The organism is Pseudomonas sp. FP2309, assembly GCF_030687575.1.
In the GTDB taxonomy this organism is placed as follows: Bacteria; Pseudomonadota; Gammaproteobacteria; order Pseudomonadales; family Pseudomonadaceae; genus Aquipseudomonas.
In genome coordinates this window covers 4,172,621-4,199,012 of record NZ_CP117439.1, presented here as the reverse complement: position 1 = coordinate 4,199,012, position 26,392 = coordinate 4,172,621, and the positions used below count along the sequence as shown (strand labels likewise).

30 protein-coding genes and 1 tRNA gene are annotated in these 26,392 nt (G+C 57.9%); 10 read left to right on the top strand and 21 right to left on the bottom strand.

The window, feature by feature from the left end:
- The first annotated feature begins 1 nt into the window (after window position 1).
- Window positions 2-745: an amidotransferase gene (locus PSH59_RS19230; RefSeq protein ID WP_248083926.1), complete on the top strand. Its 744-nt coding sequence runs from the start codon at window positions 2-4 to the stop codon at window positions 743-745.
- Here PSH59_RS19230 and PSH59_RS19225 read toward each other — a convergent pair.
- The 3 genes from PSH59_RS19225 to PSH59_RS19215 all read right to left on the bottom strand — a co-directional run bounded on the left by PSH59_RS19225 (window position 723) and on the right by PSH59_RS19215 (window position 3,388).
- Window positions 723-1,694 carry a magnesium and cobalt transport protein CorA gene (locus PSH59_RS19225; RefSeq protein ID WP_248083925.1) on the bottom strand — a complete coding sequence of 324 codons (972 nt, stop codon included), beginning with the start codon at window positions 1,692-1,694 and terminating at the stop codon, window positions 723-725. The genes PSH59_RS19230 and PSH59_RS19225 overlap by 23 nt on opposite strands.
- Before the next feature lie 42 nt (window positions 1,695-1,736).
- Window positions 1,737-2,483 carry a 1-acyl-sn-glycerol-3-phosphate acyltransferase gene (locus PSH59_RS19220; protein ID WP_305393452.1) on the bottom strand — a complete coding sequence of 249 codons (747 nt, stop codon included), beginning with the start codon at window positions 2,481-2,483 and terminating at the stop codon, window positions 1,737-1,739.
- Window positions 2,484-2,695: 212 nt separating this feature from the next.
- A complete protein-coding gene (locus PSH59_RS19215) occupies window positions 2,696-3,388 on the bottom strand; it encodes a crotonase/enoyl-CoA hydratase family protein (RefSeq protein ID WP_248083923.1) in 693 nt (230 codons plus the stop codon).
- A gap of 317 nt (window positions 3,389-3,705) precedes the next feature.
- Here PSH59_RS19215 and PSH59_RS19210 point away from each other — a divergent pair.
- Window positions 3,706-3,795 (top strand) — tRNA-Ser (locus PSH59_RS19210).
- 109 nt (window positions 3,796-3,904) lie between these two features.
- Window positions 3,905-5,623 carry a site-specific integrase gene (locus PSH59_RS19205; protein WP_305393451.1) on the top strand — a complete coding sequence of 573 codons (1,719 nt, stop codon included), beginning with the start codon at window positions 3,905-3,907 and terminating at the stop codon, window positions 5,621-5,623.
- Here the strand turns inward: PSH59_RS19205 and PSH59_RS19200 are convergent.
- Together PSH59_RS19200 and PSH59_RS19195 are read right to left on the bottom strand one after the other, a co-directional pair.
- On the bottom strand, window positions 5,576-6,352 hold the full coding sequence (locus PSH59_RS19200; protein WP_305393450.1) for a BRO family protein: 777 nt from the start codon (window positions 6,350-6,352) through the stop codon (window positions 5,576-5,578). The genes PSH59_RS19205 and PSH59_RS19200 overlap by 48 nt on opposite strands.
- Entirely contained in the window at window positions 6,349-6,549 is a 201-nt protein-coding gene (locus PSH59_RS19195; RefSeq protein WP_305393449.1) for a hypothetical protein, read from the bottom strand. The genes PSH59_RS19200 and PSH59_RS19195 overlap by 4 nt, the downstream gene beginning before the upstream one ends.
- A gap of 186 nt (window positions 6,550-6,735) precedes the next feature.
- Between PSH59_RS19195 and PSH59_RS19190 the strand changes: the two genes are divergently transcribed.
- A complete protein-coding gene (locus PSH59_RS19190; RefSeq protein ID WP_305393448.1) occupies window positions 6,736-6,957 on the top strand; it encodes a hypothetical protein in 222 nt (73 codons plus the stop codon).
- A gap of 57 nt (window positions 6,958-7,014) precedes the next feature.
- Here the strand turns inward: PSH59_RS19190 and PSH59_RS19185 are convergent, their stop codons facing one another.
- From PSH59_RS19185 to PSH59_RS19170, 4 genes are all read right to left on the bottom strand, one after another.
- Window positions 7,015-7,503 (bottom strand): ribonuclease H, encoded by a 489-nt coding sequence (locus PSH59_RS19185; RefSeq protein WP_305393447.1) that lies wholly within the window; start codon window positions 7,501-7,503, stop codon window positions 7,015-7,017.
- Window positions 7,504-7,646: 143 nt separating this feature from the next.
- A complete protein-coding gene (locus PSH59_RS19180) occupies window positions 7,647-8,366 on the bottom strand; it encodes a ParB N-terminal domain-containing protein (RefSeq protein WP_248083917.1) in 720 nt (239 codons plus the stop codon).
- A gap of 9 nt (window positions 8,367-8,375) precedes the next feature.
- Entirely contained in the window at window positions 8,376-8,657 is a 282-nt protein-coding gene (locus tag PSH59_RS19175) for a hypothetical protein (protein WP_248083916.1), read from the bottom strand.
- A 248-nt stretch (window positions 8,658-8,905) separates the two neighbouring features.
- Entirely contained in the window at window positions 8,906-9,541 is a 636-nt protein-coding gene (locus PSH59_RS19170; RefSeq protein WP_305393446.1) for a recombinase family protein, read from the bottom strand.
- Window positions 9,542-9,924: 383 nt separating this feature from the next.
- On the opposite strand from PSH59_RS19170, the gene PSH59_RS19165 reads away from it, so the two are divergent.
- Window positions 9,925-11,067: an SH3 domain-containing protein gene (locus PSH59_RS19165; protein WP_305393445.1), complete on the top strand. Its 1,143-nt coding sequence runs from the start codon at window positions 9,925-9,927 to the stop codon at window positions 11,065-11,067.
- A gap of 241 nt (window positions 11,068-11,308) precedes the next feature.
- Here PSH59_RS19165 and PSH59_RS19160 read toward each other — a convergent pair whose 3' ends face one another.
- The gene (locus PSH59_RS19160; RefSeq protein WP_305393444.1) at window positions 11,309-12,169 is read right to left on the bottom strand and encodes an AbiJ-NTD4 domain-containing protein; all 861 of its coding nucleotides are present in this window, start codon (window positions 12,167-12,169) and stop codon (window positions 11,309-11,311) included.
- 186 nt (window positions 12,170-12,355) lie between these two features.
- Window positions 12,356-12,877, bottom strand: coding sequence for an RIP homotypic interaction motif-containing protein (locus PSH59_RS19155; protein ID WP_305393443.1), 522 nt, complete (start codon window positions 12,875-12,877; stop codon window positions 12,356-12,358).
- A gap of 327 nt (window positions 12,878-13,204) precedes the next feature.
- Between PSH59_RS19155 and PSH59_RS19150 the strand changes: the two genes are divergently transcribed.
- Entirely contained in the window at window positions 13,205-13,855 is a 651-nt protein-coding gene (locus PSH59_RS19150) for a hypothetical protein (protein ID WP_305393442.1), read from the top strand.
- 745 nt (window positions 13,856-14,600) lie between these two features.
- Window positions 14,601-16,223, top strand: a complete 1,623-nt coding sequence (locus PSH59_RS19145) for a sensor domain-containing diguanylate cyclase (RefSeq protein WP_305393441.1) — start codon at window positions 14,601-14,603, stop codon at window positions 16,221-16,223.
- Here the strand turns inward: PSH59_RS19145 and PSH59_RS19140 are convergent.
- The 4 genes from PSH59_RS19140 to PSH59_RS19125 all read right to left on the bottom strand — a co-directional run bounded on the left by PSH59_RS19140 (window position 16,171) and on the right by PSH59_RS19125 (window position 18,735).
- A complete protein-coding gene (locus PSH59_RS19140) occupies window positions 16,171-17,211 on the bottom strand; it encodes a DMT family transporter (protein ID WP_305393440.1) in 1,041 nt (346 codons plus the stop codon). The two genes, PSH59_RS19145 and PSH59_RS19140, sit on opposite strands and share 53 nt — an antisense overlap.
- Window positions 17,212-17,273: 62 nt before the next feature.
- Window positions 17,274-17,609 (bottom strand): hypothetical protein, encoded by a 336-nt coding sequence (locus PSH59_RS19135; protein WP_248083908.1) that lies wholly within the window; start codon window positions 17,607-17,609, stop codon window positions 17,274-17,276.
- Between the two features lie 127 nt (window positions 17,610-17,736).
- Window positions 17,737-18,315, bottom strand: coding sequence for a DUF4337 domain-containing protein (locus PSH59_RS19130; RefSeq protein ID WP_248083907.1), 579 nt, complete (start codon window positions 18,313-18,315; stop codon window positions 17,737-17,739).
- Window positions 18,316-18,369: 54 nt separating this feature from the next.
- Window positions 18,370-18,735 carry a DUF2784 domain-containing protein gene (locus PSH59_RS19125; protein ID WP_305393439.1) on the bottom strand — a complete coding sequence of 122 codons (366 nt, stop codon included), beginning with the start codon at window positions 18,733-18,735 and terminating at the stop codon, window positions 18,370-18,372.
- A gap of 108 nt (window positions 18,736-18,843) precedes the next feature.
- On the opposite strand from PSH59_RS19125, the gene PSH59_RS19120 reads away from it, so the two are divergent.
- Window positions 18,844-19,530, top strand: a complete 687-nt coding sequence (locus PSH59_RS19120) for an HAD-IA family hydrolase (RefSeq protein ID WP_305393438.1) — start codon at window positions 18,844-18,846, stop codon at window positions 19,528-19,530.
- Between the two features lie 49 nt (window positions 19,531-19,579).
- Here the strand turns inward: PSH59_RS19120 and PSH59_RS19115 are convergent, their stop codons facing one another.
- Window positions 19,580-20,326: a 3-oxoacyl-ACP reductase family protein gene (locus PSH59_RS19115; protein WP_305393437.1), complete on the bottom strand. Its 747-nt coding sequence runs from the start codon at window positions 20,324-20,326 to the stop codon at window positions 19,580-19,582.
- A gap of 126 nt (window positions 20,327-20,452) precedes the next feature.
- On the opposite strand from PSH59_RS19115, the gene PSH59_RS19110 reads away from it, so the two are divergent.
- On the top strand, window positions 20,453-21,376 hold the full coding sequence (locus tag PSH59_RS19110; protein WP_248083903.1) for a LysR family transcriptional regulator: 924 nt from the start codon (window positions 20,453-20,455) through the stop codon (window positions 21,374-21,376).
- Window positions 21,377-21,466: 90 nt separating this feature from the next.
- Here PSH59_RS19110 and PSH59_RS19105 read toward each other — a convergent pair whose 3' ends face one another.
- From PSH59_RS19105 to PSH59_RS19095, 3 genes are all read right to left on the bottom strand, one after another.
- Window positions 21,467-22,195, bottom strand: a complete 729-nt coding sequence (locus tag PSH59_RS19105) for an aspartate/glutamate racemase family protein (protein ID WP_305393436.1) — start codon at window positions 22,193-22,195, stop codon at window positions 21,467-21,469.
- Between the two features lie 13 nt (window positions 22,196-22,208).
- Window positions 22,209-23,738: an NCS1 family nucleobase:cation symporter-1 gene (locus PSH59_RS19100; protein ID WP_305393435.1), complete on the bottom strand. Its 1,530-nt coding sequence runs from the start codon at window positions 23,736-23,738 to the stop codon at window positions 22,209-22,211.
- 343 nt (window positions 23,739-24,081) lie between these two features.
- Window positions 24,082-24,816, bottom strand: coding sequence for a phosphoadenylyl-sulfate reductase (locus tag PSH59_RS19095; RefSeq protein WP_305393434.1), 735 nt, complete (start codon window positions 24,814-24,816; stop codon window positions 24,082-24,084).
- A gap of 151 nt (window positions 24,817-24,967) precedes the next feature.
- Between PSH59_RS19095 and thrH the strand changes: the two genes are divergently transcribed.
- Entirely contained in the window at window positions 24,968-25,585 is a 618-nt protein-coding gene (gene thrH, locus PSH59_RS19090; protein WP_305393433.1) for a bifunctional phosphoserine phosphatase/homoserine phosphotransferase ThrH, read from the top strand.
- A gap of 97 nt (window positions 25,586-25,682) precedes the next feature.
- On the opposite strand, the gene PSH59_RS19085 is transcribed toward thrH, so the two are convergent.
- Window positions 25,683-26,039: a type II toxin-antitoxin system HigA family antitoxin gene (locus PSH59_RS19085; protein WP_305393432.1), complete on the bottom strand. Its 357-nt coding sequence runs from the start codon at window positions 26,037-26,039 to the stop codon at window positions 25,683-25,685.
- Window positions 26,039-26,341, bottom strand: coding sequence for a type II toxin-antitoxin system HigB family toxin (locus PSH59_RS19080; protein ID WP_305395316.1), 303 nt, complete (start codon window positions 26,339-26,341; stop codon window positions 26,039-26,041). Before PSH59_RS19080 ends, PSH59_RS19085 begins: the two co-directional genes overlap by 1 nt.
- Window positions 26,342-26,392 lie beyond the last annotated feature (51 nt).

The following is a 26,392-nucleotide window of genomic DNA, read 5'->3' as shown; positions in this document are numbered from 1 at the left end:
TATGTCGCTACGCGTCTGCATCCTGGAAACCGATATCCTGCGTCCAGGCTTGATCGATCAGTACCAAGGTTACGGGCAGATGTTCAAGCGCCTGTTTTCCAAGCAGCCGATTGCCGCCGAGTTTGTCGTGTACAACGTGGTGCAGGGCGAATACCCGTCCGACGATGAGGTGTTCGATGCCTACCTCGTCACGGGCAGCAAGGCCGATTCCTTCGGCACCGACCCCTGGATCCAGACCCTTAAGACTTACCTGCTCCAGCGCTATGAGCGTGGCGACAAGCTGCTGGGCATCTGTTTCGGTCATCAACTATTGGCGTTGCTGCTCGGCGGCAAGGCCGAACGCGCGAGCCAAGGCTGGGGCATGGGCATCCACGATTACAAGCTCGATACCCAGGCTCCGTGGATGAGCCCTGAAGTGCCGGAGCTGACGCTGTTGATCAGCCATCAGGACCAGGTCACCCGTTTGCCGGACAACGCCACCGTCATCGCTTCCAGCGATTTCTGCCCGTTCGCCGCCTATCACATCGGCGACCAGGTGCTGTGCTTCCAGGGGCATCCGGAGTTTATTCAGGACTATTCCCGCGAGCTGCTGGAGATTCTGCAGACGACGCTGGGTGAAAAAATCTACACCAACGGCGTCGCCAGTCTCGATCGCGAGCACCACGGTGCAACCGTGGCGGAATGGATGATGCGCTTTGTGGCGCACAAGCCTGAGGCGGACGTTAAAGCCAACCAGAGCGCTTGAAGCTCGCCCACAGGCTGGTGCACCCCACGGCAATAAGCCCGATCACCGCAAAATAGCCGTAGTGCCATTTCAGCTCGGGCATGTTCTCGAAGTTCATCCCATAAATCCCCGCCACTGCGGTGGGGAACGCCAGGATCGCCGCCCACGCGGCAAACTTGCGCTGCACCACGCTCTGACGCGAGGCCTCAAGCAGCACACCGATCTCGATGGTCTGGCTGGCGATATCGCGCAGGGTGGTCAGGTCTTCCATCTGCCGTGTGACGTGGATCTGCACATCACGGAAGTAGGGGCGCATGTTCTTGTCGATAAACGGGAAGCTCAGCTTCTGCAATTCCTGGCTGATCTCCACCATCGGCGCCACGTAACGTTTAAGCCGCAGCACGTCGCGGCGCAGGCCGTGGATCTTCTGGATATCGCGCTCGCTCAACGAGCTGCACAGGACGTTGCGCTCCAGCTCATCGATCTCGGCGTGGATCGCCTCGCTCACCGGCTGGTAGTTTTCGGTGACGAAATCCAGCAGCGCATACAGTACGAAATCTTCCCCATGTTCCAGCAACAGCGGCCGCGCCTCACAGCGCTGACGCACAAAGCCGTAGGACGCCGAGTGGCCGTTGCGTGCGGTGATGATGTAACCCTTGCCGGCAAAAATATGCGTCTCGATAAACTCCAGCTTGCCGTTCTCGCGCACCGGTGAGTAGGTGACGATAAACAGCGCGTCGCCAAAGGTTTCCAGCTTGGGGCGGCTGTGTTTTTCCAGGGCGTCTTCAATGGCCAGTTCGTGCAGGTTGAACTGGCGCTGCAGGTTGGAGAGCTCCAGGGCGCTGGGTTCCTCGAGGCCGATCCACACAAAGTGGTCGGGTTTGGCGGCCCAGGCCGCGCCTTCGTCGAGGGTGATATCCGAGACTTTCTTACCGGCGCTGTAAACAGCGGCCGCAACAACTCTACCCATGGTGCAGATCACTTCTTATTAGGAGGACAGGTGTTGGGCAGCTTAGCTGGAAGGGAGTTCTATTGTTACGTCACTTTGCAGTTCAAGGTCCATTGCGGCGATACAGGCATCCATCTGCGCCTGGCAGGCCTGCATCAGCGCGGGGACATCATCGGCGCTCAACCCTGCTGTAGGAATCGGCGGCAATGAGCGTATGAGTACATCACCGCTGTTCCAGCGATTGAGCTTCATGTGGGTAACGTAGTTGCTGACACACACCTGCACGATGGGCACACCGGCAGCGATCGCCATATGAAACGCGCCCTTCTTGAACGGCAGCAGGCCTTTGCCGAGGTTACGCGTGCCTTCCGGGAACACCCAGATCGAGGTGTCCTCGTGTTGCAAGGTGTGGGTGGTGGTCAGCATCGCACGGCGCGCCTTGTGGGCATTGCCGCGGTCGATCAGCACATTGCCCGCCAGCCAGAACAACTGACCGAACAGCGGCACCCATTTAAGGCTCTTCTTGGCGATACACACAGTGCGGTGGGGCACCACGTTGCCGCAGACGAACAGGTCGTAGTTGGACTGGTGGTTGGCGATCACCACGCAGGTGCCGGGCTTGTTGCGCAGTGAGTCGACGTCGGCCTTAACGTTCAGCCGCAAGATCCACATCGCGGGCCGCGCATACAGGCGGGCACACAGACGACTGTTGTCCGGGTTGAAGGGGCGGCACACCCCAATAACGATGCCCAGCACACCGGCGACCATAAAGTGCAGGCCCATCAACAACATACGCAGCAAAAAGAGCATCGACACGGCCTATCGAGACAAAAGGTCGCGCAGTGTACGGTTGTGCACTGTCTTCGGCAATTACCCCGGTAGAGGTAGGAGATAGACGATGTTTAAGGGCATGTTTCAACATATGCCGATACGGGCAGGCTAGAGCGGCTAAGGACATTTCGGATTTACAGGTAAGAAAAAGCCCGACATGGCGTCGGGCTTTGGTAGAGAAGGTGTCAGTGTTAGCTCAGTATATGGCCCTGATCCTGGATGATCGCCTCATCCAGAGCTTCCAGCAGCGCTTTACGCACTTTCAACTTGGTGTGCTTGTGGGCGTTCATATTGATCTTCTTCAACTGGCGCGCCGCTTCCAGGGCCGCGGCGTGCAACTCCTCGGGTGCCACCACTTTGTCGAGGAAACCGGCCTGCAACGCGCCCTGCGGGTCAAACATCTCGGCATTGATCACCGAGCGGTGAAACGCCGATTTACGCAAACGATCCCGCGCCAACTCGATGCCTGCGTGGTGCATGGTCATGCCGATGGCCACTTCATTCAGACCGATGCTGAACGGGCCTTCCACGCCAATCCGATAATCGGCCGACAACAGCAGGAACGCGCCCTTGGCCACCGCATGCCCAGGGCACGCCACGATCACCGGGAACGGGTGCGACAACAGACGCCGCGCCAGCGTCGAGCCTGATGTCACCAGGCTGATGGCTTCTTTAGGCCCGGCCGTCATCACCTTCAAATCATAACCACCCGACAGAATCCCCGGCGTGCCGGTGATCACCACCACCGCCCGGTCCTTCTCGGCCTGGTCCAGCGCCGCATTAAACTCACTCACCACGGCCGGAGAAATGGCATTCACCTTGCCATTGCTCAACGTCAGGGTCGCGATACCGTCTTCGAGGTGGTAGGCAATCAACTCACTCATGACGCGGTTCCTTGTAGGACTTGTTATAGAGAATGCAGCAGACGTTACCCACCACGCCCGCCCCGGTAAAGCGCCGTGACTGACTGCCCAGTCAGCCTTTCGCCGCGTCCCTGCCCGAAAAGCGCCTGCGGCAGGGCACAGCACCCAACCTGGACCCCCTCGGCCCTGCCTGAGATTGGCACAATCACCACCTGCACCGGGCCGATTCCGGCATAACGGTCTAAGCGCATGAAAATTCTGAAAAAAACCTTTGCCATCAGAAAGGCTTTCGACTACATTAGCGCGCCTCGACAGACTGAACTGGTTTGACGAGATACGGTGAAGTGTCCGAGTGGCTTAAGGAGCACGCCTGGAAAGTGTGTATACAAGAAATTGTATCGAGAGTTCGAATCTCTCCTTCACCGCCAAATTCGCAAGGCCCCGGTAGTTAACAGCTCCGGGGCTTTTTGCTGTCTGGCTCCCACAAAGCTCGCCCGAAACGCGTACACCGGACGAGTACACCGCATGGTTTTAGCTATGACCCGACCTACCCTGGATTCCCGTGGGGTTTATCAGTTTCGACGCAAGGTTCCCAAGCACCTTATTGCGGTTGTGGGCAAGGTGGACTGGAAGCGAAGCTTGAGCACCCGTGACCCCGACGTTGCTCTACGTAGAGCCCGTGCTGTCAGTGAAGAGTGTGCCCAGGTATTCGCGCTTGCGCAGGGGATATATGACGGTGGCGTGCGCTTGGATGCTTCAGACGTTCAGCAGTTAGCCGCCCGTTGGTTTCGGGAGGAGCTGTCGCAGTTGGAAGCCACTGGGGAGTACTGGCGCTGGCTTGTCGAGGAGACTGATGATGCACTTAGCGCCCAGAGCGGTGAGCCCATTGGTGGGTACTTCAGTACGTTCCAGTCCGTAGTCAGTGTGGATTCCGCCGCCGACGTCAGCAGGCTAACCCTTCCTTTTATCAATTCGATGTTGGAGGTAAACAAACTTCCTCCTACTGTTGTTGGGACGGCCCTGCACGCACAGTTGGCCGAAGCTTTCTGGTCCCACCTTTGTGACCTTTCCACACTTTGCCTGGCCCGCTCAAACTCCAGTGGCCGTTATGTCGCTGCTCCCATGATAGCGCCAGTTGCACCGCTTTCTTTCGAGCGCGCGTCGGCTACCAAAGTGGAGGGGCGCACCCTCCTTGCCGTTTGGGAGGCCTACAAGACAGACCGTCTTGCCAGTAAAGGCGCTGCTACGGCCACCACTCTTAACGACTACAGGGGGATCGTTCAGCACTTCGTCGAATTGTTCGGTGATATTCCCGTTTCCAGTTTCACAAATGAACTTGCCCAGGAGTACAGGCTGAAGCTCGCCCGAACTCCAGTTAGTAAAGGGGTAGGTATTCGTGGAATTGACGCGGTTCAGCAAATCGCTTTAGCGGATGCTCAGGACCTGCCACGGATTAGCCCTGCCACCACACAGAAGCGCCTTCGAGTCATGTCGTCCATCCTGGCGTTCGCCAAGGACATGGGGTGGATTCAGGTTAACCCAATTGTTGACTCCGGCGTTTCCAAGCGTGTATCGCGGGACATTAATAAAGCGGGTGGCAGTCGCCGTCGCAAGGACTACACGCGGGATGAAATAAAAACTATCTTGTCCAGTCCAGTATTCGTTGCGGACTGGAAACCTCAGCTTACGGACCTTGGTCGGGCGCTTTACTGGATGCCGCTGTTGGCTGCCTACACGGGGGCCCGTCAGAACGAATTGGCTCAACTTTACGTCCGTGATGTGCGTCAGGCTACTGGGGGGATTTACTACCTGAGTATCCTTAATGATGAGTCCGACGATGACGATGGCCGACGGGTTAAAAGCGTCAGCAGCCGACGGGATGTTCCGCTCCATCGGGATTTGTTGGAGCTGGGTTTTGGTGCCTACGTGGATTCTTTGCCTTCGGCGGGGCAGTTGTTCCCCAGGTTGGCGCAGGATGCAGGCGGGAAGTTCGGTCAGTCGTTTGGCCGACACTGGGGGCCTTACTTGGTTAAGGTCGTTGGTCTTGATAGTCCAGCTGCTCCGATGCACGGCTTTCGCCATGCGTTCAAAACCATGTGTCGAGGGGCGGGAATTCCAGACGACGTTCATGAGGCCATCACCGGCCACAGTGGTGGGACGGTAGGGCGGTCTTACGGCAGTATGCCTTTGACCCGCATGGCGGAGGAGCTAAACAAGTTCCCGCGCCTGGCCCTGGAGGCGGGGTTGCTCAAGTAACGCATGTGGTACATGCCTACCAGCTTCCAGGACGACCACTTTCGAATAGCCGTCAGCGGTGAAGGTTTCGTCAAACAGGACGCCCTTGAACTTGGCGTAAGGGGTCCAGTGGCCTGGCTTCTTGTGCAAGTACTGCATGTCATACAGGCGGGTCTGTACGGCGTTGATAGAGACGCCAGGCAGCTTGCGGCAGAAGTCCACAATGCCCAGGGCCTTACGCCTGGCCAACGCCTGGCCCACTTCAGCGGCCGGGGCGATTCGCTCGATGTGTGCAGCCTGGACGGCCGACATGCTGGCGAGCTGGTCACGTTCCTGGGTCAGTCGGTCGACCTTCCTGGACATGATGTTCATTGCCCTCATGACCAGTTCGTCTTCGGACAGCTCGCCGGTCACTACCTTTTCTTCGCCCAGGACATAGGCGCCGTCCTTGCGGATTGCCGGGAGGACTACCCGCGTAACCCAATCCTGGAAGGCTCGGGCTTCAGGCTTGTCCGACCGCATGATTAGCTTGTAGAGGCCGGACTCGCTGACTACCAGTGCGGAGGTTAAACCCCGTTGCCCTAAGTTGAACTTAGAGTATTCATCAGGGGCCAGGCCCTTACAGGCCACGCTGGCATTCGTGAGTGTCAAAGCGTGGCATACGTCCGAAGCTAGAAACCACGGCTGGCCGTTCTGCTCGATGACGCGGACGTCCATCTGGCCAAAGGCGAAGTTTTGCACCTGGTTCATGCCGTCTCCTCCAGCACCGGCCGGGTGATGTGCAACCGGCGCATAAAGTGCTGCATGTGAATCAGGCACTCCAGGGAGCCTTCAGGCTTCGCGTCGGCCATGCTGGCACGTACACGCTCGATGTCGTCAGCGTCATAGCCTTCCACTTCCAGTTGCTCCTGGAACAGCTCCAGGATTTGCTCGATGCGGCGGCTCATTGGACGTCACCGACTAGGGCGCGAATGTTGGTTGCCGCTTGCGTTGCCGCCTTTGCTTCGTCACGGAGGGCCACGGCTTGGTTGTCCAGGTCTTCAGCCTGTTCCATCTTGGCGTCGGCCTGGGCGTTGTTTGCGTGGCTTGAACTGTTGTCTACACTGGCAAAAAGGGACGCAGTGGAGATAGTTATGGAAAACGTCGACGACACTGGTTGGGATGACGCATACCTGAAAACGATGGCGCGTCTGTGCGTTGAATACGGAGACGCCTTGAGGGAGTACTACTGCGCCAGGGAGCAAGGAAGCCCCGAGGTGGTTGCCCGCTTGGAACTTGTCGTAGTCGAGAAGTGCAACGTCATGCAGGCCTGCATGGAACGTTATGTCGGAGGCGCTGGGACCGCCCTCCACTGACCTCTGTTGAAAGCGACAGGGGGGTAGAGATACAAGCCCCAACCTCCCCGCCAGTGATTACGCTGTCTCGCCAGCCATGGTCAGTTCATGAACGTACTCGCCGTTGGCCCCACGACAGGCCAGCATGTCGGCGCGCTCGTTACCTGGATCGCCGTTGTGACCTTTGACCCAATGGAAGCGAATCTCGCGCTTCAGCATTTCTTGGTCTAGCAACTCCCATAGGTCCCGATGTTCGACCGGCGTCTTGTCCGACTTTCGCCAGCCCCTAGCCTTCCAGCCCTCCAGCCATTCCATAGCGCCTTTGACGACGTATTGGGCGTCAGAGACGATGGTGATAGATGCCCCAGGCTTACAACGTCGGAGCGCCATTAGCGGCGCCAGAAGCTCCGCACGACTATTGGTTTGACGTTGGTCTGAAGGTACCGGCCCAGCAACTTCCAACGTATCCCCTTGGGGGTTAGTGATGTAGGCGCCCCAGCCCGCTTTGGCGTTGGGTTTACCGTTGTTCGGGCAGGCGCCGTCGACGTAAGCAATGTACGTGGTCATGGATTGATGTCCTTTGTATTCGAGGTTAATTCGCTGGAGGCCGCGCCGCTGCGGGGCTGCGACCCTTTCCTGTCGATAGGAGGTGTACAAATTGAACAGTTGATGCTGAGAAGCCCGTTTGGCTTGGGCTGGAGGGGACCGCGCTAGAAGTCGGCCATCCTGTTTTTCCAGTCAGCCAGTAGATCGTCACTGAGAGCTTTGAGGTAGACCCGTATGGCCTCGCGTGACTCGGCGCAGGCAGTTTCCTGAAAGGCGTTGCGGACGGCGTCGAGGTGGTCAATCGCGACCCATGCGTTTCTTGGGGGAGGTAGTGCACGGATAATGTCCTCGTCCCCCTTGGCCCTTCGATTGGCGTCCCCGTATTGGTTGAACAGTTTCTTGAAGTCCTTCTCCATCCAGCCCCGGATGGTAGTATGTGGTCGGCCTAAATCCTGAGCAATTTCCCGGTAGGACTTCAGCCGCCCTCGGCCCATCTTGTGACGGCCAGTGCGAATGTAGACCCTGAAAACCTCCCGCAGCTCACGCGTCTTGAGGGGGAGTCCGTGGGTTAGGTTGGCAGTGGCTGCCATCCATTGAGCTTCGTGCCTGGTTGTTTCGGTGATGACTGCCTCCGCTTCCACGTAACCCAGGTAATCCAGGGCTTCGGCTCGGTGATAGCCGTCAACAAGACACGGGACGCCGTCAACCAAAGCAACTTGGAGTGGTGGTAGTTCCTGCCCCGCCTTGATAGCTGTTGCGTATCGTTGAACCGTGTGGAAGCAGAGCTTCGCCCGTACTTGGAAGTCTTTGGAGCGGCAGAGTTGCGCAATGGTGACTTTTGCTGTGGTGGAGGTGGTGGCTGTCGTCGTGGATAAGTTTCCCATGCGGCCCCCTTACAGCTCGATGGCGCGGGGGACGATGACGTTACCTGGACGCCTAACGGGGCCTACCTGGAGCCAGTACGGTGCGGCGTTGTCGGGGACGGCCAAATCCAGGAGGTCCGCGTCCTTCCAGTGAAGACCTGCTACCAGGGCGAGCTCGATGGCTTCGGCTAAGCGGACGTCGCGTCCTTTCTTCTTCACCAGACACTGGGCCAGTTGCGCCAGACGTTGGACGTGGTCACGGCGTATATGCAGATTGAAGCGGACAAGGGTGGAGGGGATATTGCGGTACATGGATAAATGTTCCTTGGAAGCGGGATGGCAAACACAGACGCCCCGCCTCAGTTGTCCGGGCAGGGTGAATTGTGCGTAGGGATCCATTGTTGAGATGTCGCCGGACAGGAAGCCGGTATGGTTAGACAAGGAAGGGCCCTAATTGCCGCTTTTATTGCTGAAGCCCAACAGGGGAGCGGTTAAGACCGGAATTCCGCCCTGGATACCTAGGTACCGCCAGGGTTAGTGATGACCTACAAATTCTGGCGTCAGGATGCTTGCGCCTGGAGCTTCTTTGCCCGGATGACCGTGGACGTGCTGGTGCCGGTGGTCTCGGCTGTTTCGCGGATGCTCATGCCCTTGGCAAGACACGCGAGTATGCGCTTGTGCTTGTCCTGGTCGATGGACTTGCCCTGATAGCGCTTCTCCTTCTTGGCCTTCTCGATGCCCTGGCGTTGACGCCTGATACGGTCTTCATAGTCCTTCCTGGCAACAGCGGCGAGCATGTCCAGCAACATGGCGTTCACGGCCTCTATGACGCGCCCTGTGAAGGCGTCTGCGGCGTTGTTCGTAGTAGGCGGGGCCATTGCCATGTGCGAAGTCGGCAAGTCCAGAGAGACCACCTTAACGCCCTTGGCCTTGATGATAGTTAGGAGCTGTTGCCAGTCTCCTTCGGTCAGGCGTGATAACCGGTCAACCTGTTCGACCAAGAGGACGTCCCCCGGCTCGGCTACCTCCAGGAGTCGGAACAGCTCCGGGCGCTGGAGCGATGCACCGCTTACGTTCTCGGTGTAGTAAAGGACGCGGGAGTGGCCGTGTTGGACTGCGAAGTCCTTCAGTTGCTGCTTGGCGCGGTTGGCGTCCTGGTCTGCTGTACTTGCGCGGAGGTAGGCGTGGATAAGCATAGCGGGCAGCCCTTGTTGTCGTTGAAGTGGTGTCACTATGCATGTTGTCGTATACATGGTCAACACAATCTAAGCGGTAACACCTTGACTGGCCTCCAGCCGTTGCCGCTGAAGCATACCCTTACGGCTACAACTAAGGTGCATCCATATTACTGGACGTTTGCTAAGCCATAGGTGCCGTCTGTATGCCTACATTGGCACAACCATTCGAGGTTAGGGGGGAGGGGGGGAAAGCAAGCACCGCCACTGTTACTAAAGGGCAGACAGATTTTTCACAATAAATTTCCTCCGTACCATCTAACATGTATCGTGAGTACATTGGGCGACGCGGAATACCGCAAGCTAACACCTCAAAGTGCTGGACTTAGGTGAGGAGAAATGGATTGAGTGGAGAGGAGCTTCCCCCAGTTGATGCCAAGGCTGGATCCGGGGTCACCGCGACAGAAGCATCGTCAGTAGTCGCGGCCAATGAAGATACAATACCGTTAGCTAAGGCCGCGTCACAGGCGAAAAACCACTTAAGTGAAACTTCCGGCTTAAAGGCTATGGCTCAAATTGCAAAGTCCTTCGAGTCGAATCCAGCACTAAAAGCCGCTGCTCTGATAAGTAAGCAGTTGGGAGATAGCCCGGCGCTGAAGGCTGCTGCGCAGATGGCGAATGCCTTTGGTAACAGCCCGGCGCTCAAGGCTATGGAACAGGTGGCAATGACCTGGGAAGCCAGTCCCGCTATGAAGGCTGTCGCGCAGATCGTTAGCTCTTGGGATGCAAATCCAGCAATGAAGGCTGTAGGTCAGATGCTTAAATCCTGGGAGGGTAGCCCCAGTATGAAGGCAGCTGCGCAAGTAGTTCAGTCTTTGAATGAAACAGCGGGACAGAGGGCTGCCGCCGAATTCATCAGTCCACGGATGTTAAAACTACTTGAAGAAATTCAAGGTTCTCCGCTACTGAGTTATCTCTCTTCAGGTGATGCTCCAGACCTTTCCGAACTTATTACAGCGGAGGGGGCGGCGGCTGTTGCAGTCAAGGTAACCGGTGATATAAGAGTTGCCAAAGCTGATTCCGAAATGGAAGGTGAGATACTAAGTGTTCTCACAAAGGGCGGAGATGCTAACACTCTTTCGAAACCAGCTTTAGCTTACCTGCGGGAATACTATCTGTTACTGTTCCATATCATGGAGCTATTTGTACTATTTGTCGCCATACCCCAGGCCCTTGAGTACCTCAATGGAAAGTTAGTTGGTGCTGACCAGCCTGAAGCAGTTCGCCAAGCAATTTCCGATTTACCAGAAAGTCAGCGTGAGCTTCTTTCCAGCTATAGGGTACTGACACGGGATCGTGTGATTCTCAGGTCCGCCCCCGACAAGCAGTCAGATGATCTTGGCCGCTTAACATTGGGAACGCCAGTTGAAGTTCTTGATGCCTCGGGCGCGTGGATAAAGGTAGAAGTGGAGTTGTTTGGTGAGGCGAGAGAGGGTTGGGTGTATCGTGGCTTCACCGCTGCTATTCCGCCGCGTAAGAGGTACTAGCGGCGTTTTTTTCACGAGCTGCGGTCATGACCGCCAGGCGTGCAATTGCACGATATCATGGGCTTTTTTCAAGGAAGACAAAGTGCGAAATGCCGTAGTTATTGTTTAAATAATAGCGTTGGTTACATGCCCGGCGCTTGGGCATTTGGAGGCGAATCAACATTATACTCGCGCTGTTACCACTTCTGCACTAGGTGGAGCCCTACGGTGACCTATGATGTTGACTCACTCCATTGGTAGATTAACTTTTCGTGCTATCAATGGCGAAGTTGGTGAACGCTGAACAGCAGATTAGCATGAATCTAGCATCTGCCTGAGTTAGTTCGGAGTTTTCCATCAGTGCATGGCGTATACCATCAGAGTCGTTGGTATATCCGTACAACGAAGAAAATGCCTTCTTCAAGGCTGGGTGCAGTTTGTGGCTCTTTTCCAGCACTTTCAAAGCGCCATCGAGCGTTGCAGAAGGGTTGCCCACCAAGTGTTTTGTAAGGGACTCAACAGCGCTGATGCTTTCCTTGATTGAGTTTCTATAGTCAGGATTTAGCTTGTCCGTCAGAAACCCAAGTGCTGTTTGTATGTGGGTTCTTACACCCGCATACTGATCGGAATTCGCGATTGCTCTCTCGATTTCCTCTATTTCATCAGGGGATGTGATTTGGATCAATCTTCCCGCTACGAATCGATAGGCTGAGTTCTCACGTGCTAGAACTTTGTTGAATCCGTCGATTAAAGCTTGTCCGGTGTCGCGATGGTTTATTGTGACTATGAACTCTATGAAGCTGTAAGTCCGATGCCAGCTCATTTTGTAATAGCTTTCTCTGAGGATTTCCTTAAATTTTGACCAATAGCTTGGGATTGTATCCACGGCAGCTTTATGGAAATCGCTATATAGTGTTTCAGCAAAGTCACTAAAATTTGAAGTGCGAAGTCTGTCTGGATAGTTCCTGTCTCTGGAGTAATATCCCGATAGGCATACTATGGTAACCACATTCCAGAGAGAGTTTTTTAGGGCTGGGTCAATGCTGTCAACTTGTGCAACTTTGATGGCTGGCACTAAACCCATGCGCTGTGAAAAACTCAAGTGATTCATATTGTCAGGCATACAGTTCCCTTGCGGTAGTCAATGGCACAGATGGTAACTGATGGCTCATTGCCTGACTATGATCTTTGAAGCCTCCCAATATTGCCCATATCGAGGTTTACGGTCAAAACGTAGGGTTTGGAACTGAATCACTGTTTTCAGCGGGACGACGGTAGCCTGCGGCCCCGAAGGGCCAAAGGGTTGTCATCAGCTCAGTAGGCCGAGAGCCACGGGAAGCGATGCACCAACAGCGGCCGAAACCAGTGGGTGGGCGAGGAAGGCATTGAGCCTGTTCTTTGCTTCCTCCCGCTCTTCCTTGGGGGCATCTGCGTTGTCGATTGAAGCAAGTACCTCTTTCAAAGCCACTTCAAGGTTCTGGACGTTGTGGTCGCCAATCTGGATGCCGGTCGATCCGTGGATGTTGATGTGATTGGTCGTGGTGTTCTGGCTGGGTTTCCGTATCGCGGTGTCCTTACTAATCTCAACCACGTAACAGGCGGGAATATCACCATCGAAGCTTTGGTGATAGTCGACCAGTTCAACTGTGTAGGTTTCCTCTCTTCCAGGTATCGAGCGTAGGAGCTTGTCACCTTCGCATATGTCCAACTCGCCGTAGAACAGCGTCAGCCTTGGACGACTGAACATGCACCTATAAGGGCCAGTACGGGTGCCGTTACGTTCAATGTGAATAATGTCGTTACCAGCTTCCGGGGAAAACAAGTCGTCCATCTGTGGTTCTCCTGTAAGGGAAGTCAGATTGCCACTGTTAGCCACGCTCCTGCAATGCTGTCCTGACCGTACCGACACGGGTGTACCCATGTGAGCACGGCAAATTGGCTCCGCCGTGTCGAGTGTCACTCGCCCATACCGGTGGATGATATCGGTGATACATTCACTCCTCATGATGTCAGCCGGCGGGCCTACGGTCGTTGGCGATGGCCCCCGCAGGGGGAAAGAAAAACCAAGCCAATTACTTAAAGCTCAGACGAGTTTTCTACCCCCAAAAGCTCGTTTACCTGTGGTTCGTTGGGATTCAACAATCAGGGCCGAATTAACATGATGGACATTCAAAATGCTGCTGACGGCAAGCTGAAGCCGGGTGAGGCCAGTGCGATTTTTCTCACTTTGCACGCCGACATTACTGACCTGTACCCATATGTTCAGGTGCCAGGTTCCAAAACCGTAGGGTACCCAAACCCAACGTACCTGGCCCCAGGAGCACGCAGGGGATTAGTACGTGCCATCTTTGCCTTCATTGAAGGTTGTATGTATTTCCAACGACAAATGCTGCTTGGTTCTTGGGGGGAGCGGCTGTCAGAAGCTAACCGCATGGCTTTGTCTGAATTACAAATTGAGGTCACCGGCCAGGGAGAGGTTCAGACTCGTGTCATGCGAACTGGAGCCTTGAACTTGATCAGGTTGACGGTTCGTAGTTTCGAAGGAGCTGTACCTGGTAGGTTGGGGATTAGGTGCGAAGGTGCCGGTTTTGAGGCTCTAGCCCGTTCGGTCAAGGTCCGGGATAGGCTTATGCATCCTAAGGGGATTGCTTCCTTGGTGGTTAGTGATGTTGAGATCAATGATGTGGTCAATGCGTTCTTGTGGGTGGAAGGTCTTCAAGGGGCTATGACGCGCGCCTCAACGGAGGAAATGCTGAAGCAGCTCCGGGAGGAGCATGGGCTTGAGCTCCATATTGAGTTCCGTAATTAAGCGTTTGGAGCATGACCCCAAGGTTTTTTAGGTTTTGCGTGCGTACCTTAAGTGCGTACACTTTCAGTCGCTGGGGTCTTGATAGGGCCTAGTAAACATTGGGCTTTGTAGGTTGTCGGTAGAATCGAGAGTTCGAATCTCTCCTTCACCGCCACATTCTGAAAACGCAAACCCCTGATTTTCCTAGAGAAAGTCGGGGGTTTGTGTTTTTTTGCGTCTGAAAAATGGCCATATGGGACTGATATGGGGCTGGGGGCCCTCTATTTGGTGCGCAAATTGAGCTCACCTGAATGGGCCATGAACGGCAAAACCGACACAGCCGAAGAAGAGTTTCAACGCTAATCTCAGCGTCTTTCAGTGCGGCCCGAAAAAGCTCCGCAAGCTATTCATTGACACAGGCGGTCACCTTGGCTATTGGATTGTGGTGGCCGATGCCTTAACAGCCGAGTAAATCCGCGCGATCAGCCAACATCTGGCGGCACCGATTTTTTACGACGGCAACAGCTTTGCCGCGCTCTGAAACCGCACACTTTTTTTGACAGTTTCGTGGCGGGTACTTCCGAATCCCGCCTTCACCCCCCCATTAAGTAAACACAAACCCCCGGTTTTCCTAGAAAATGCCGGGGGTTTGTGGTTTATGGCGTCTGAAAAGTCGCGCCGGGCCCAGACGAGAACTGATTGCCAGGACGGTTCAAATTTTAACGCCAGTGTCTGCCATTCTCCTGCCCCATCCGGACTGCCTGATATGCCCGCCCAACCGAAGCCCAAGCTCAACCTGCGTATTCTGCTGCTGATCTTCGTCGTGCTTTCTGCCGTTGCCACGCTGGCCAACAGCTTTTGGGTGATGTTCAAGATTCGCAAGCAGGAGCTGATTGAGAATGCGTTGGAGGTTAATAAAGCCTATGCCGCTCGGATCGCCGCCAGTGTTGAGCAGGTGTTGCGTTCTGATCTGGATAAGCTGAAATACGGTTCTGCGGTCATTGGCAAAACGTTTGACGACAAGCATTCCCTGGCAGCAGAAACCCAGCGTCTGTTCGGGCAGGACGCCAGTTTTAACGCGGTGCTCATTGCCGACGCTGCCGGCACCATTATTGCCTCAGCCCCCGAGGACCTCGGTCTGAATGGCCGGACGCTGCAACATAAGGCACCTCTGAGGCTGCGCACGCCGATTATCAGTAACGCGTTTGAGTCCATGGCCGGCAATCTGGTGGTGTTTATTTCCCATCCTGTATTCGACGTGAAGGGCGAGTACCTGGGGCTTATCGGTGGCAGTGTTCGCCTTGAGCAGAGAAATACGCTTCAGGCGTTGATCGACACTAACGTGCGCAAGGATGGCGCGCATCTCTATTTGATCGACAGTGCGCGTCGGGTGCTCTATCACAACGAGCCTGAGCAGATAGGCGACATTGTGAGGCAGGGGGCGATTGTCGACGCGGCGCTCAGCCAGGAAACGGGTACGTTGCAGGCGCCCGATGAGCAGGGGGTGGAAATGCTTGCGGGGTTCGCCAAAGTGCCCAGCAGTGGCTGGGGGGTGATCTCGCAGCAGCCGATCGAGAATATCCAAACCATCCTGCGACAAACCATGGTCAAGGTGGCGCAGGGCATCGCGCCGCTTGCGCTGTTTGGCATCGTCCTGATCTGGTGGCTGGGGGCACGTATCTCGGCGCCATTGTCCCGGCTCGCCGACTGCGCCAAACGCCTGGATACGCCGGACAGCTACGAACGGATCAGCGCAGTCCCGGCGCGTTATTTTGAAAGCTGGCAGATTCGTCGGGCGCTGCTGCTGGGGGCGACCCTGCTTCAGGAAAAGATCGGCAAGTTGAACCAGCAGGCACAGACCGATGCGCTGACAGGGCTGGCCAACCGGCGCGCCATGCAGGAGGTCCTGGCGCGCTGGCAGGACGCCAACAAAGCATTCGCGGTGGTGTCCATGGACATCGATCACTTCAAACGGGTGAACGATACGTTTGGTCATGGGGTGGGCGATCAGACGCTGAGGACCATTGCGGCACTCATGCAGCAAAACTCCCGCTCCAACGATTTGGCCTGTCGGGTTGGAGGCGAGGAGTTTGTGCTCTTGTTGCCGAACAGTTCGCTGCAGACCGCGGCCGAGGTCGCAGAGCGACTGCGAGCTTCTATTGCCGCTGCGGATATCGATACGGTCGGGCACATCACCGTGTCCCTGGGGGTGGCGCTGTGGAGCCCCGGTGGAGATCCGATTTCGGCCGTGCTTGAGCGGGCCGACCAGTTGTTGTACCAAGCCAAACAAGACGGCCGTAACCGTGTCGTGGTGGAGCAGGCGCTGATAGCGCGGCTTAATGCCGATGCCGGTGATGCACGTCCGGAAAATGCGCATGACTGTGCCTGATCGGCGTGTGCACGTGCACATGGCTATGGGGCGCCTGCGGGTCCCATTCAAACCCATGCTCGTGCTGGTGATGTTCATCGTGCACATGGCGATGCCCGTGTTCCGTGGCTTCATGCAGATGCTCATGGGCATGCCGCTCGCTCAGGTGCAGCCACACGCCCACGGCCATCAGGGCTGAGGCCACCCAGAACGCTACCGTCACCGACTCCCCCAACACAAAAAGCGCAATCGCGGCACCCAGGAACGGCGCCGTGGAAAAGTAGGCGCCTGTGCGTGCGCTGCCCAATCCCCGCAGCGCCAGCACGAACAGCACCAGGCTGATGCCATAGCCCAGAAACCCCACCCACAAAATCGGCGCCAGTTGCGCCACGCCGGGGATCTGCGCGCCGAGGTACAGGGCCAGCCCGCCGTTCACCATCCCGGCGATCAGGCCCTTGGCCCCGGCGATAAACAGCGCGTCAGACGCCGACACTTTGCGGGTCAGGTTGTTGTCGATGCCCCAGCACAGGCAAGCGAGCGCCACCGCCAGCGGTCCTGTCCAGTCATGGTGGGTGCTGGCGCCTTCAGGCCAGGACAACGCGACGCCGCCCAGTACAATCGCGGCCATCCCAAGGACGATACGGCGGTCGGCGTTTTCCCTGAAGACCAGCCAGGCGATCACCGCAGTCAACACCGATTCCAGGTTGAGCATCAGCGAAGCGGTTGCGCCGGTGGTGCGGGTGAGGCCAAACATCAGGGCCACCGGGCCGAGGATGCCACCGAAGGCAATTGCTCCGAGCAGCCAGGGCCATTCGGTGGGGGTGAGACCGGAGGGTTTCCAGCCACGGTCGCGGACGAGGCGCACGCTGGCGAGTCCGATGCCGCTGCCCAGGTAGAGCAGACCGGCGAGCAGTATGGGAGACAGACCCAGGCCGAGGCTTTTGGCCAGTGGCGTGCTGGCGCCGAACAGGGCGGCGGCGGCCAGTGCGTACATGATGCTGAGGTTCATGGGCTCGTCCTCTGAAGGTCGGCCCATGATACGTCGCAGGCGTTGAGTAACGCCCGGCGATTTTACTGCGCGGTTTTCAGCTTGATCACGTCACCCGAAATCTTGGTGGTGTAACCACTCAGTACCCAAGCCCAGAACCAGTTTTCCTGCACCTGGGTGTTGATCAGCGCGTCGCCGCCCTTCGCCTTGATGGCTGCATTCTGAGCCCGCACGAAGCGGCTGTTCTGGCCGATCGGGATAACACCGAACAGCATGATGCCGGTGGCGCTGGCTTCACTGTGGCCCAATACGGTGTACTGGCTGCTGTCGTATTGCGGCGATTTGATAGCGGTGCCCGTGCAACCTGCGAGGGCGAAACCGAGAACAGCGGCTGCGACTACTTTACTGGCGTACTTCACTGCGTAACTCCATGGGCTGAATATCGAGATCCAATTCTCGAAGGCGCGCTACTGTAGTCGCCGCGATGCCAGATTGAAATATTTTGCTGACAATTTCATCTGCGCGCCTGCACACGCTCCAGACAGGTCAGAGCTTCAACCACGCCAGGCTCCCCAGCAGCACCGCCACGCCGCCGGCCGTATACGCCATGCGCTTGAGCCACTCTTTGCGCGTCAGCAAGGTAATCGCCGCCAGCGAAATCGCGATCTGAATCGCCGTCATCGCCTGGGCCCAGCGGTGGTGCTGGTGCAAGGCCTGTTCGGACTTTTCATTCCACTCCCGCGACGTGGCTTCAAGCGTCTCGGCCTGTTTGCGCACGTCTTCCTTCTGGTGTTGGTAGCGCTCGATTTCATCCTTGTAATGTGCGGCGTCCACGCCAGGAATATGAGTGGCCAGCTCTGCCAGGTTCTGCCGGCTGGATTTGGCCTGGTAGTAATTCCACTGGTTGGCCGCTTCGGTCTTGAAGATGGCGGCGTTGTTTTTGTCCATCGCCGCTTCGCTTTCGGTGGAGCCGGCCTGATAACTGAGCATGGCGCCGAGGGTGGCCATCAACGCGGTCATGACGGCGATGCGGCTGGCGAAATTATCCCCTCGCGCGTGGGCATGTTCGGTGGTGTGTTCAAGGTGTTTTTCGTGGGGGCTGGGGACTTCGAAGGCTTCGGACATGGCGGCGGCTATGAAGGGAGTAAGGGAGACTGATTCTTCACCAGTGCAGCTGTCTCAAGCCTGTACGTAACGCCGGATCAGCCGCGCATACACGGCCATATTGATTAACAGCACCAGCGCGCCCAGGCCCAGCTGGATCTGCGGGGTCAGCCCGGCCGGGTAGATCAGCGTGAGCAGGTAATGCTCGATAAACCCACCGCCATACCCGTCCAGGCCGGCCAGGTGGCGGAACAGGTTTTCCCAGCGCGTGAGCGGGCAGGGCAGGTGGAAGACTTCGACCGCCACACCCCATGCTGCGGCGGGCAGATGCAGCCAGATCACCGCCCGCCATTTGAGCGCCAGCAGGCCGCCGAACAGTACGAACAGGATGAAACACAGGTGGAACAGCACAAGGCTGTCGGCCGCGAGACGGTAGAGCATGGCGTGCGCTTCGAAAGGGGAGGCGCACAGTCTAAAGGGTTGCCCGCAGGTCGGCGTGGCCGTTATTGTGCTGAATCCTTTTAGTCCTTCCCCCAAGGATCTGTTGTGATGAATGCACCGCGTACCGCTGCTCCGATCAAGGCTGTGATTTTCGACATGGACGGGTTGTTGCTCGACACCGAAGGCATCTACACCGAAGTCACGCAGATCATCGCCGAGCGCTATGGCCGCACCTATGACTGGGGGATCAAGCAACACATCATTGGTCGCGGCGCCCAGGACCTGGCGGATTACGTGGTCAAGGCGCTGGACCTGCCGATCACACCGGCTGAGTTTCTGCAGATCCGCGAGCCCTTGATGAGCGAGCGTTTCCCCAAGGCCCTGGGCATGCCCGGTGCCGAGGCGCTGGTGCGGCACTTGAAGGCACACCACATTCCAATTGCCGTGGGCACCAGTTCGTCGCGCCATTCGTTCGGCCACAAGACCACCCTGCACCGTGAGTGGTTCAGCCTGTTCGACACCATCGTCACCGCGGACGACCCCGAAGTGGGGGCCGCCAAACCCGCGCCGGATATATTCCTCACCGCCGCGCGCCGCCTGGGCGTGGCACCCCAGGATTGCCTGGTGTTCGAAGATTCGCCGTTCGGTGTCACTGCTGCAAAGGCCGCCCACATGACCGCCATCGCCGTGCCCGATGAAGCCATGGCCGACAGCAAATACCAGCATGCCGACCAGATCATCCGCAAGCTGGCGGACTTCGATCTGGCCGGGTATGGCCTGCCGCCGTTTGCCTGATTGATCACGATCAAACTGTGGGAGCAGGCCTGCCGGCTCCCTCGTTCGGTCATGCGCTGAAGCCACCATCGATGGTCAGGCTGGCACCGGTGATGTAGCCGGCTTCCGGGCCTGCAAGGTAAGCCACGAAACTGGCGATTTCCTCCACGTGCCCATAACGGCCCACCGCCATCAAGTCCATGAGGCTCGCGGCAAACTCACCGCTTGCCGGGTTCATATCGGTGTCCACCGGCCCTGGCTGCACGTTGTTGATCGTAATACCCCGTGGTCCCAGATCCCGCGCCAAGCCCTTGGTCAGGCCCACCAGCGCGGCCTTGCTCATCGCGTACGGCCCGCCACCGCCAAATGGCATGCGCTCGGCGTTGGTGCTGCCGATGTTGATCACGCGACCGCCTTCACCCATATGCTCGGCGGCGGCCTGGGTGGCGATAAAGACGCTGCGTACGTTGATCGCCAGGGTCTGGTCGAAGTCTTCCAGCGTGAAGTCTTGCAACGGGGCGATGGCCAGCACGCCGGCGTTGTTCACCAGGATATCCAGGCGCCCAAAGGCTTCGACGGTGGCGTTGACGGCGTGGCGAATGGCGGTGGCGTCGGCGCTGTCGGCGTGAATCGCCAGGGCTTGGCCGCCTTCGCCGATCACACTGTTTTGCAGTGCTTGGGCCTTGGCCGCAGAGCTGACGTAGGTAAAGGCCACGGCTGCGCCTTGGGCGGCGAGGCGCTTGACGATGGCGGCGCCGATGCCGCGAGAACCGCCTTGAATCAAGGCGACTTTGCCGCTGAGGTTGAGTGGGGTCATGTCGATCTCCGAGCTGTCCAAGGCGAAATGCCCTGTTGTTGGCGCCGAGTATCGACCTCGCCCCTCTCAACCGGTAGACGGTGATTGCTATAGTCTGTGTAAACCAAAAGTTTAGAGTGGGCCGATATGGAGAGCTTTGGCAGTATCGAATGCTTTGTGCGCAGTGCCGAAGGCGGCAGCTTTGCCGAAGCCGCGCGACACCTGAGCCTGACCCCGGCAGCGGTGGGTAAAAGCGTGGCCAAGCTGGAAGCGCGACTGGGTGTGCGGCTGTTCCAGCGCAGTACGCGGCGTCTCACATTGACCGAAGCCGGCAAACGGTTCTTCGAGGAAGTCAGCGGCAGCCTCATCACCATCCAGAACGCTGTGGCCAACCTGGCCAGCGCCGAAGGGCGGCCGGTGGGTACGCTCAAGGTCAGCATGGGCACGGTGTTCGGCAATCGCTATGTGGTGCCGTTGCTGGGGGAATTCATGGGGCGCTTCCCGGACATCAGCCCGGACTGGCATTTCGATAACCGTCAGGTCGACTTGATTGGCCAAGGGTTCGATGCCGCCATCGGCGGTGGTTTTGAACTGCCCCAAGGGGTGGTGGCGCGCAAGCTGGCACCCGCGCACCGGGTATTGGTGGCCTCGCCGGATTACCTGGCAAAGCGTTCGCCAGTGTTGGCGCCGGAGGACCTGGCGCGCTGCCTCGGCATCCTCATCCGCTCACCGCAGACCGGCCGGGTGCGCTCCTGGCAGTTGACCAGTCTTGAGCGTGAGCATCGCCCGCTGGTGCTCAAGCCCGGCATGACCATGAGCGACTCCGAAGCTGCCTGCTGCGCCAGCGCCCAGGGCCTGGGCATTGCGCTGGTGAGCATGCCCATGGCCGTGCCGTTCCTGGACAGTGGCGCTGTGGTGCGGGTGTTGCCTGACTGGTATGTGGACGACGGCAACATTTCCATCTATTACGCCGAGCACAAACTGCTGCCCGGCAAGACTCGCGCATTTGTGGACTTCATCATCGAGCAGTTTGCCTCGAAGGCTCTGGGGCAGCGTTTCAGCGCTGTTTGACGTAGTGGCCATCGCGGGCAAGCCCGGCTCCCGCATTGGAATTGGATCAACTGTGGGAGCCGGGCTTGCCCGCGATACAGGCGCCTGGGTCTACCGCCCGAACGCACTCGGCCAACCGATGACCTTCTTCGGCCGCGGCGTGGCGTAGGTGCGAATCTTCGACGTCGACAACCCCAACCGCACCAACGACTCTGCAATCGTCACCGCCGCCGTCACGCCGTCCACCACCGGTACGCCGGTGCGCTGGCGAATCTGTTCATCCAGCCCGGCCATGCCGCCGCAGCCCAGGCAGATCACCTCGGCCTTGTCTTCGCTGATCGCCAGTTCGGCCTGACGCACGATGGCTTCCATGGCGGCCATCGGGTGTTCTTCCAACTCCAGCACGGCCATGCCGCTGGCCCGCACCGAGGCGCAGCGCTGGTACAGGCCGGCGAGTTTGAGGCGGTCTTCGATCAGCGGCACGGTGCGGTCCAGGGTGGTCACCACCGAATACGCGTGGCCGAGGAACATGGCGGTGCTGGCGGCGGCTTCGGTGATGTCCACCACCGGCACGTTCAACAATTCCTGCAGGCCTTCGCGACCGTGTTCGCCGTAGCCGGCCTGGATCACCGCGTCGAACGGCTGGTCGTAGGCCATCACCCGGTCCATCACGGCGATGGCCGCCAGGTAGCTTTCAAAATTGCCCTCCACCGATTCGGCGCCGAAGTACGGCGTGAGCCCGACAATTTCGGTGCCCGGTGCGGCCACGGCCCGCGCTTGCGCGGCAATGGTGTCGGTGATGGAGGCGGTGGTGTTGACGTTGACCACGAGGATACGCATGGAGTGTCCTTGATTAATGACTGACGTTGTCGACTGCAATGCTTTCGCCGCTGACATCGGCGTAGAACGGCTGGCGCTTGGTGATGAGCCCGTACAGCAGCCCTGCAATACCGGCGCCAAACAGCCAGGAAAACGGCGAGACACTGGCGAACCCAGGCAGCAGCGCCAGCAGGATGGCGATCACCGCCGCAGGAATAAACGCCGCCACCGCGCGCAAATTGACCCCCCGGCTGTAGTAATAAACGCCATTAGGGTCTTCGCTGTACAACTGCGGCACGTCCACCTGGCTTTTACGGATCAGCCAGTAATCGACCATGATCACGCCGTACAACGGCCCCAGCAGTGCGCCCAGGCCGGAAAGGAAGTACACGATCACCAGCGGGCTGTTGTAGAGGTTCCACGGCAGGATCAGCACGGCGACGGTGGCGCTGATCAACCCGGCGCGGCGGAAGTTGAGGTACTTGGGCGCCAGGTTGCTCAGCACAAAGGCTGGGGCGACGAAGTTGGCCATGATGTTCACCGCCACGGTGACGATCAGAAAGGCCAGGCAACCGAGCACGAGGAAGAAGGTATTGGGGATGGCGGCGATGATCTCGGTGGGGCTTTCGATCACTCGGCCGTTAAGTTGGAATTGCCCGCCGCACAGCAGCACGGTGATGGCGGCAAATATCAGGATATTCACCGGAAGGCCCCAGAAGTTGCCGACCTGAATGGTCTTGCGGCACGGTGAGGAACGCGCGAAATCGCAGAAGTTGAGAATCAGCGTGCCGTAGATCGCCAGCCACAGCGCGCCGCCGGCGAAGATATTGCGCCACATCTCGCCGCCGCTCAGCGGCTCACGGATCGACCACGCAATCTGGCCGCCCGCCTGAAAGTACATCCAACCGGCCAATGCGGCCACCGTAGCCAGAATCACTGGACCGGCGAAGCCCTCATAGCGCCGCACCATCTCCATGCCGTAGGCCAGGATTACCAGTTGCACGAACCAGATCGCCACAAAACAGGCCCAGCCCAGGGTGGATAAGCCCAGGATTGAGTTGTGGTCATAGTCGGCGAATCCAGGATGAATCGCCGTCAGCAACACGCGGAAAACCACCGAGGCCAGGTAGGTCTGGATGCCAAACCAGGCAATCGCGATCACCGCGCGGATCAAGGCCGGAATCTGCGCGCCATGGATACCAAAGCTGATTCGGCTGATCACCGGAAACGGCACGCCGGTCTTCTGCCCCATATAGCCCGACAGGTTCATGAAGAAGTACACCAGCGCCGCGCCGATGCCCAGTGACAACAGGATCTGCCAACCGCCCAGGCCCAGCGCATACAGACCGATGGCGAACGAATAGTTGGCGATGTTGTGCACGTCATTGGTCCACAACGCAAAGATGCTGTAGCGCCCCCAACGTCGACCTTCCACCTTGGTGGGCGCCAGGTCTTTGTTGTGCAGCCGCGGGCTGAGCACCAACGGGCCGGGTTGGGTGGCGTCGGGGGTCAGGGCTGAGGAGGGCAGATCCAGTGCGAGGTCATTCGAGAGGCTTGTACGCATTCCGGCAGGCTCCAGCGCATCTGCAGCAAGGCGGCGGATGGCAAAGTGTATGTATGTTTTGTATTTATTGTATACAAGACGCTTTATGCCTTAAGCCACATGCGTGCCAGTTTTCGATCTATGAAAACCGGGGGTAATTTCGTTTTTATAGGTTTTAAAAGTAACTCACTGAATTTGAAGTGCTATAAATTGACCGTTCGAACAGGTATTTATTTTGCGTGGCGAGTTTCAGGTGGCGTAGCGGGGATTTTGCTGCGAGGGGAAATGTAACGTTTTGGTGCGGTATTTAGGTAAGTGCACACAAGAATGGCACTAATGGTGACATTCTTGTGTACAGGTTTGATCAGGCCTTGCTGATGATATTTCCCGCATGCAGCCCGCATTCCTTCTGCGTGGCTTCTTCCCACCACCAGCGGCCTTCGCGCTCGTGCTGGTTCGGCAGCACCGGGCGGGTGCACGGTTCGCAGCCGATACTGATAAAACCGCGCTCATGCAGGCTGTTGTACGGCAGCTCCAGCATGCGGATGTAGCCCCAGACCTCTTCGCTGGTCATCTGCGCCAGCGGGTTGAACTTGTAGAGGGTGCGCTCCGGGGTTGAGAACGCGGTGTCGATTTCCAAGGCCGCCACCTGGCTACGGGTGCCGGGGCTCTGATCGCGGCGTTGGCCGGTGGCCCAGGCACTCACGCCGGAAAGTTTGCGGCGCAGTGGCTCGATCTTGCGCACACCGCAGCATTCGCCATGGCCGTCCTTGTAAAAGCTGAACAGGCCCTTTTCCTTGACGAAGGGTTCCAGTTTGCTCTGGTCGGGTGAGATCAGTTCGATGTCGATCTTGTAAAAGTCACGCACCTGCTCGATGAACCGGTAGGTCTCCGGGTGCAGGCGGCCGGTGTCGAGGCTGAACACCTTGACGTTCTTGTTCAGCTTCCAGGCCATGTCCACCAGCACCACGTCCTCGGCGCCGCTGAAGGAGATCCACAGGTCATCACCGAACTGGCTGAACGCCAGCTTGAGAATGTCCTGGGCGGATTTGTTGGCATAGGTCGCGGCGAGTTCAACGACGTCGAAGGCTTGGTTCATCAGGACGGTCCCTACAGGTCAGTGGCGCTGAGCGCTCTATAGGGGAGCGATGGTATCAAAATCCGCTCTGCGTTGCGGCGGCGAGCTTGAATCGCTAGAGTTCGGCAGTCCTTTTGCTCGCTCAACTAACAACATCCAATGGGAGTGTCTTGTGGAAATTGCCTGTCTTGACCTGGAAGGGGTGCTGGTCCCGGAAATCTGGATCGCTTTCGCCGAAAAAACCGGTATTGAATCCCTTCGGGCCACCACCCGCGACATTCCCGACTACGACGTGCTGATGCAACAACGTCTGCGTATCCTTGACGAGCACGGGCTCAAGCTCGCCGACATCCAGGCGGTGATCGCGACGCTCAAGCCGCTGGACGGCGCCGTCGAGTTCGTCAACTGGCTGCGCGAGCGCTTCCAGGTGGTGATCCTGTCCGACACCTTTTATGAGTTCTCCCAGCCCTTGATGCGTCAATTGGGCTTCCCGACCCTGTTGTGCCACCGTTTGATCACCGACGACACCGACCGCGTGGTGAGCTACCAACTGCGCCAGAAAGACCCCAAGCGTCAGTCAGTGTTGGCGCTCAAGACCCTGTACTACCGCGTGATTGCCGCCGGCGATTCCTACAACGACACCAGCATGCTGGGCGAAGCCGACCATGGGATTCTGTTCCATGCGCCGGAGAACGTGATCCGCGAGTTCCCGCAGTTTCCGGCCGTGCATACGTTCGAGGATTTGAAAAAAGAGTTCATCAAGGCGTCGAATCGGCCGTTGAGCCTGTAAGTGACATCTGCGAATACTGTCTGTGCTGAGCGGCAAGCCCGCTCAGCACAGGGAGGGTGTTGAGCGTTAGGAATGATGGGGCCGCCTCCGTGGCTGCTTAACCCCCCGCCAACAAACGCTCATAAGGAATGCTCAAGCCTTCATGCAGGCGTTTGATCATCGACAGGCTGAGCTTGCGCTTGTGGTTCAGCACTTCTGACACCCGCCCACTTGGGCCGATGAACGGTTCCAGGTCGCGGGCGGTCATGCCCAGTTGCTCCATGCGAAATTTTATCGCTTCCACCGGATCCGAAGACGGCATCGGGTAATGGTCCGCCTCGTACTTTTCAATAAGCACGGCGAGAATTTCCAGCTCGTCACCCTCGTGCGAGCCGACGTCCGCTCCCCAGAGCTGCTCGACGCGCGCGAGGGCGGCGGTCAGATCGTCTTGGGAATGAATAGGTTTGATGTTCATCACACGGTCTCCGCGTTGATCTGATCGTACTGCGCGTGGGTCCCCACAAAACGTATGAACCCAAGCTGTCGTTGGTAATCGATCGCCATGATCACTCGATATTTGTTGCCGCCTACGTTGAAAACAACCCGGCCGCTTTTGAGAATGCTCGCGGTTCTGAGCTCGGCCTTGAGCGCTTGTGGCGTCGGGTAAGTTGCCTTCTCCATATGCCGGTACAGCTCGACCAGCGGCGTTTTTGCATCGATATAGGCCGGGTGCCTGTCCCAGAATGTTCGCAAGGTAGAGAGCGCGATTATTCGCATGCTGGCACCCTCCCATTTTGGGAGATGATAGGCGCGGCGGTTTGGATGTGC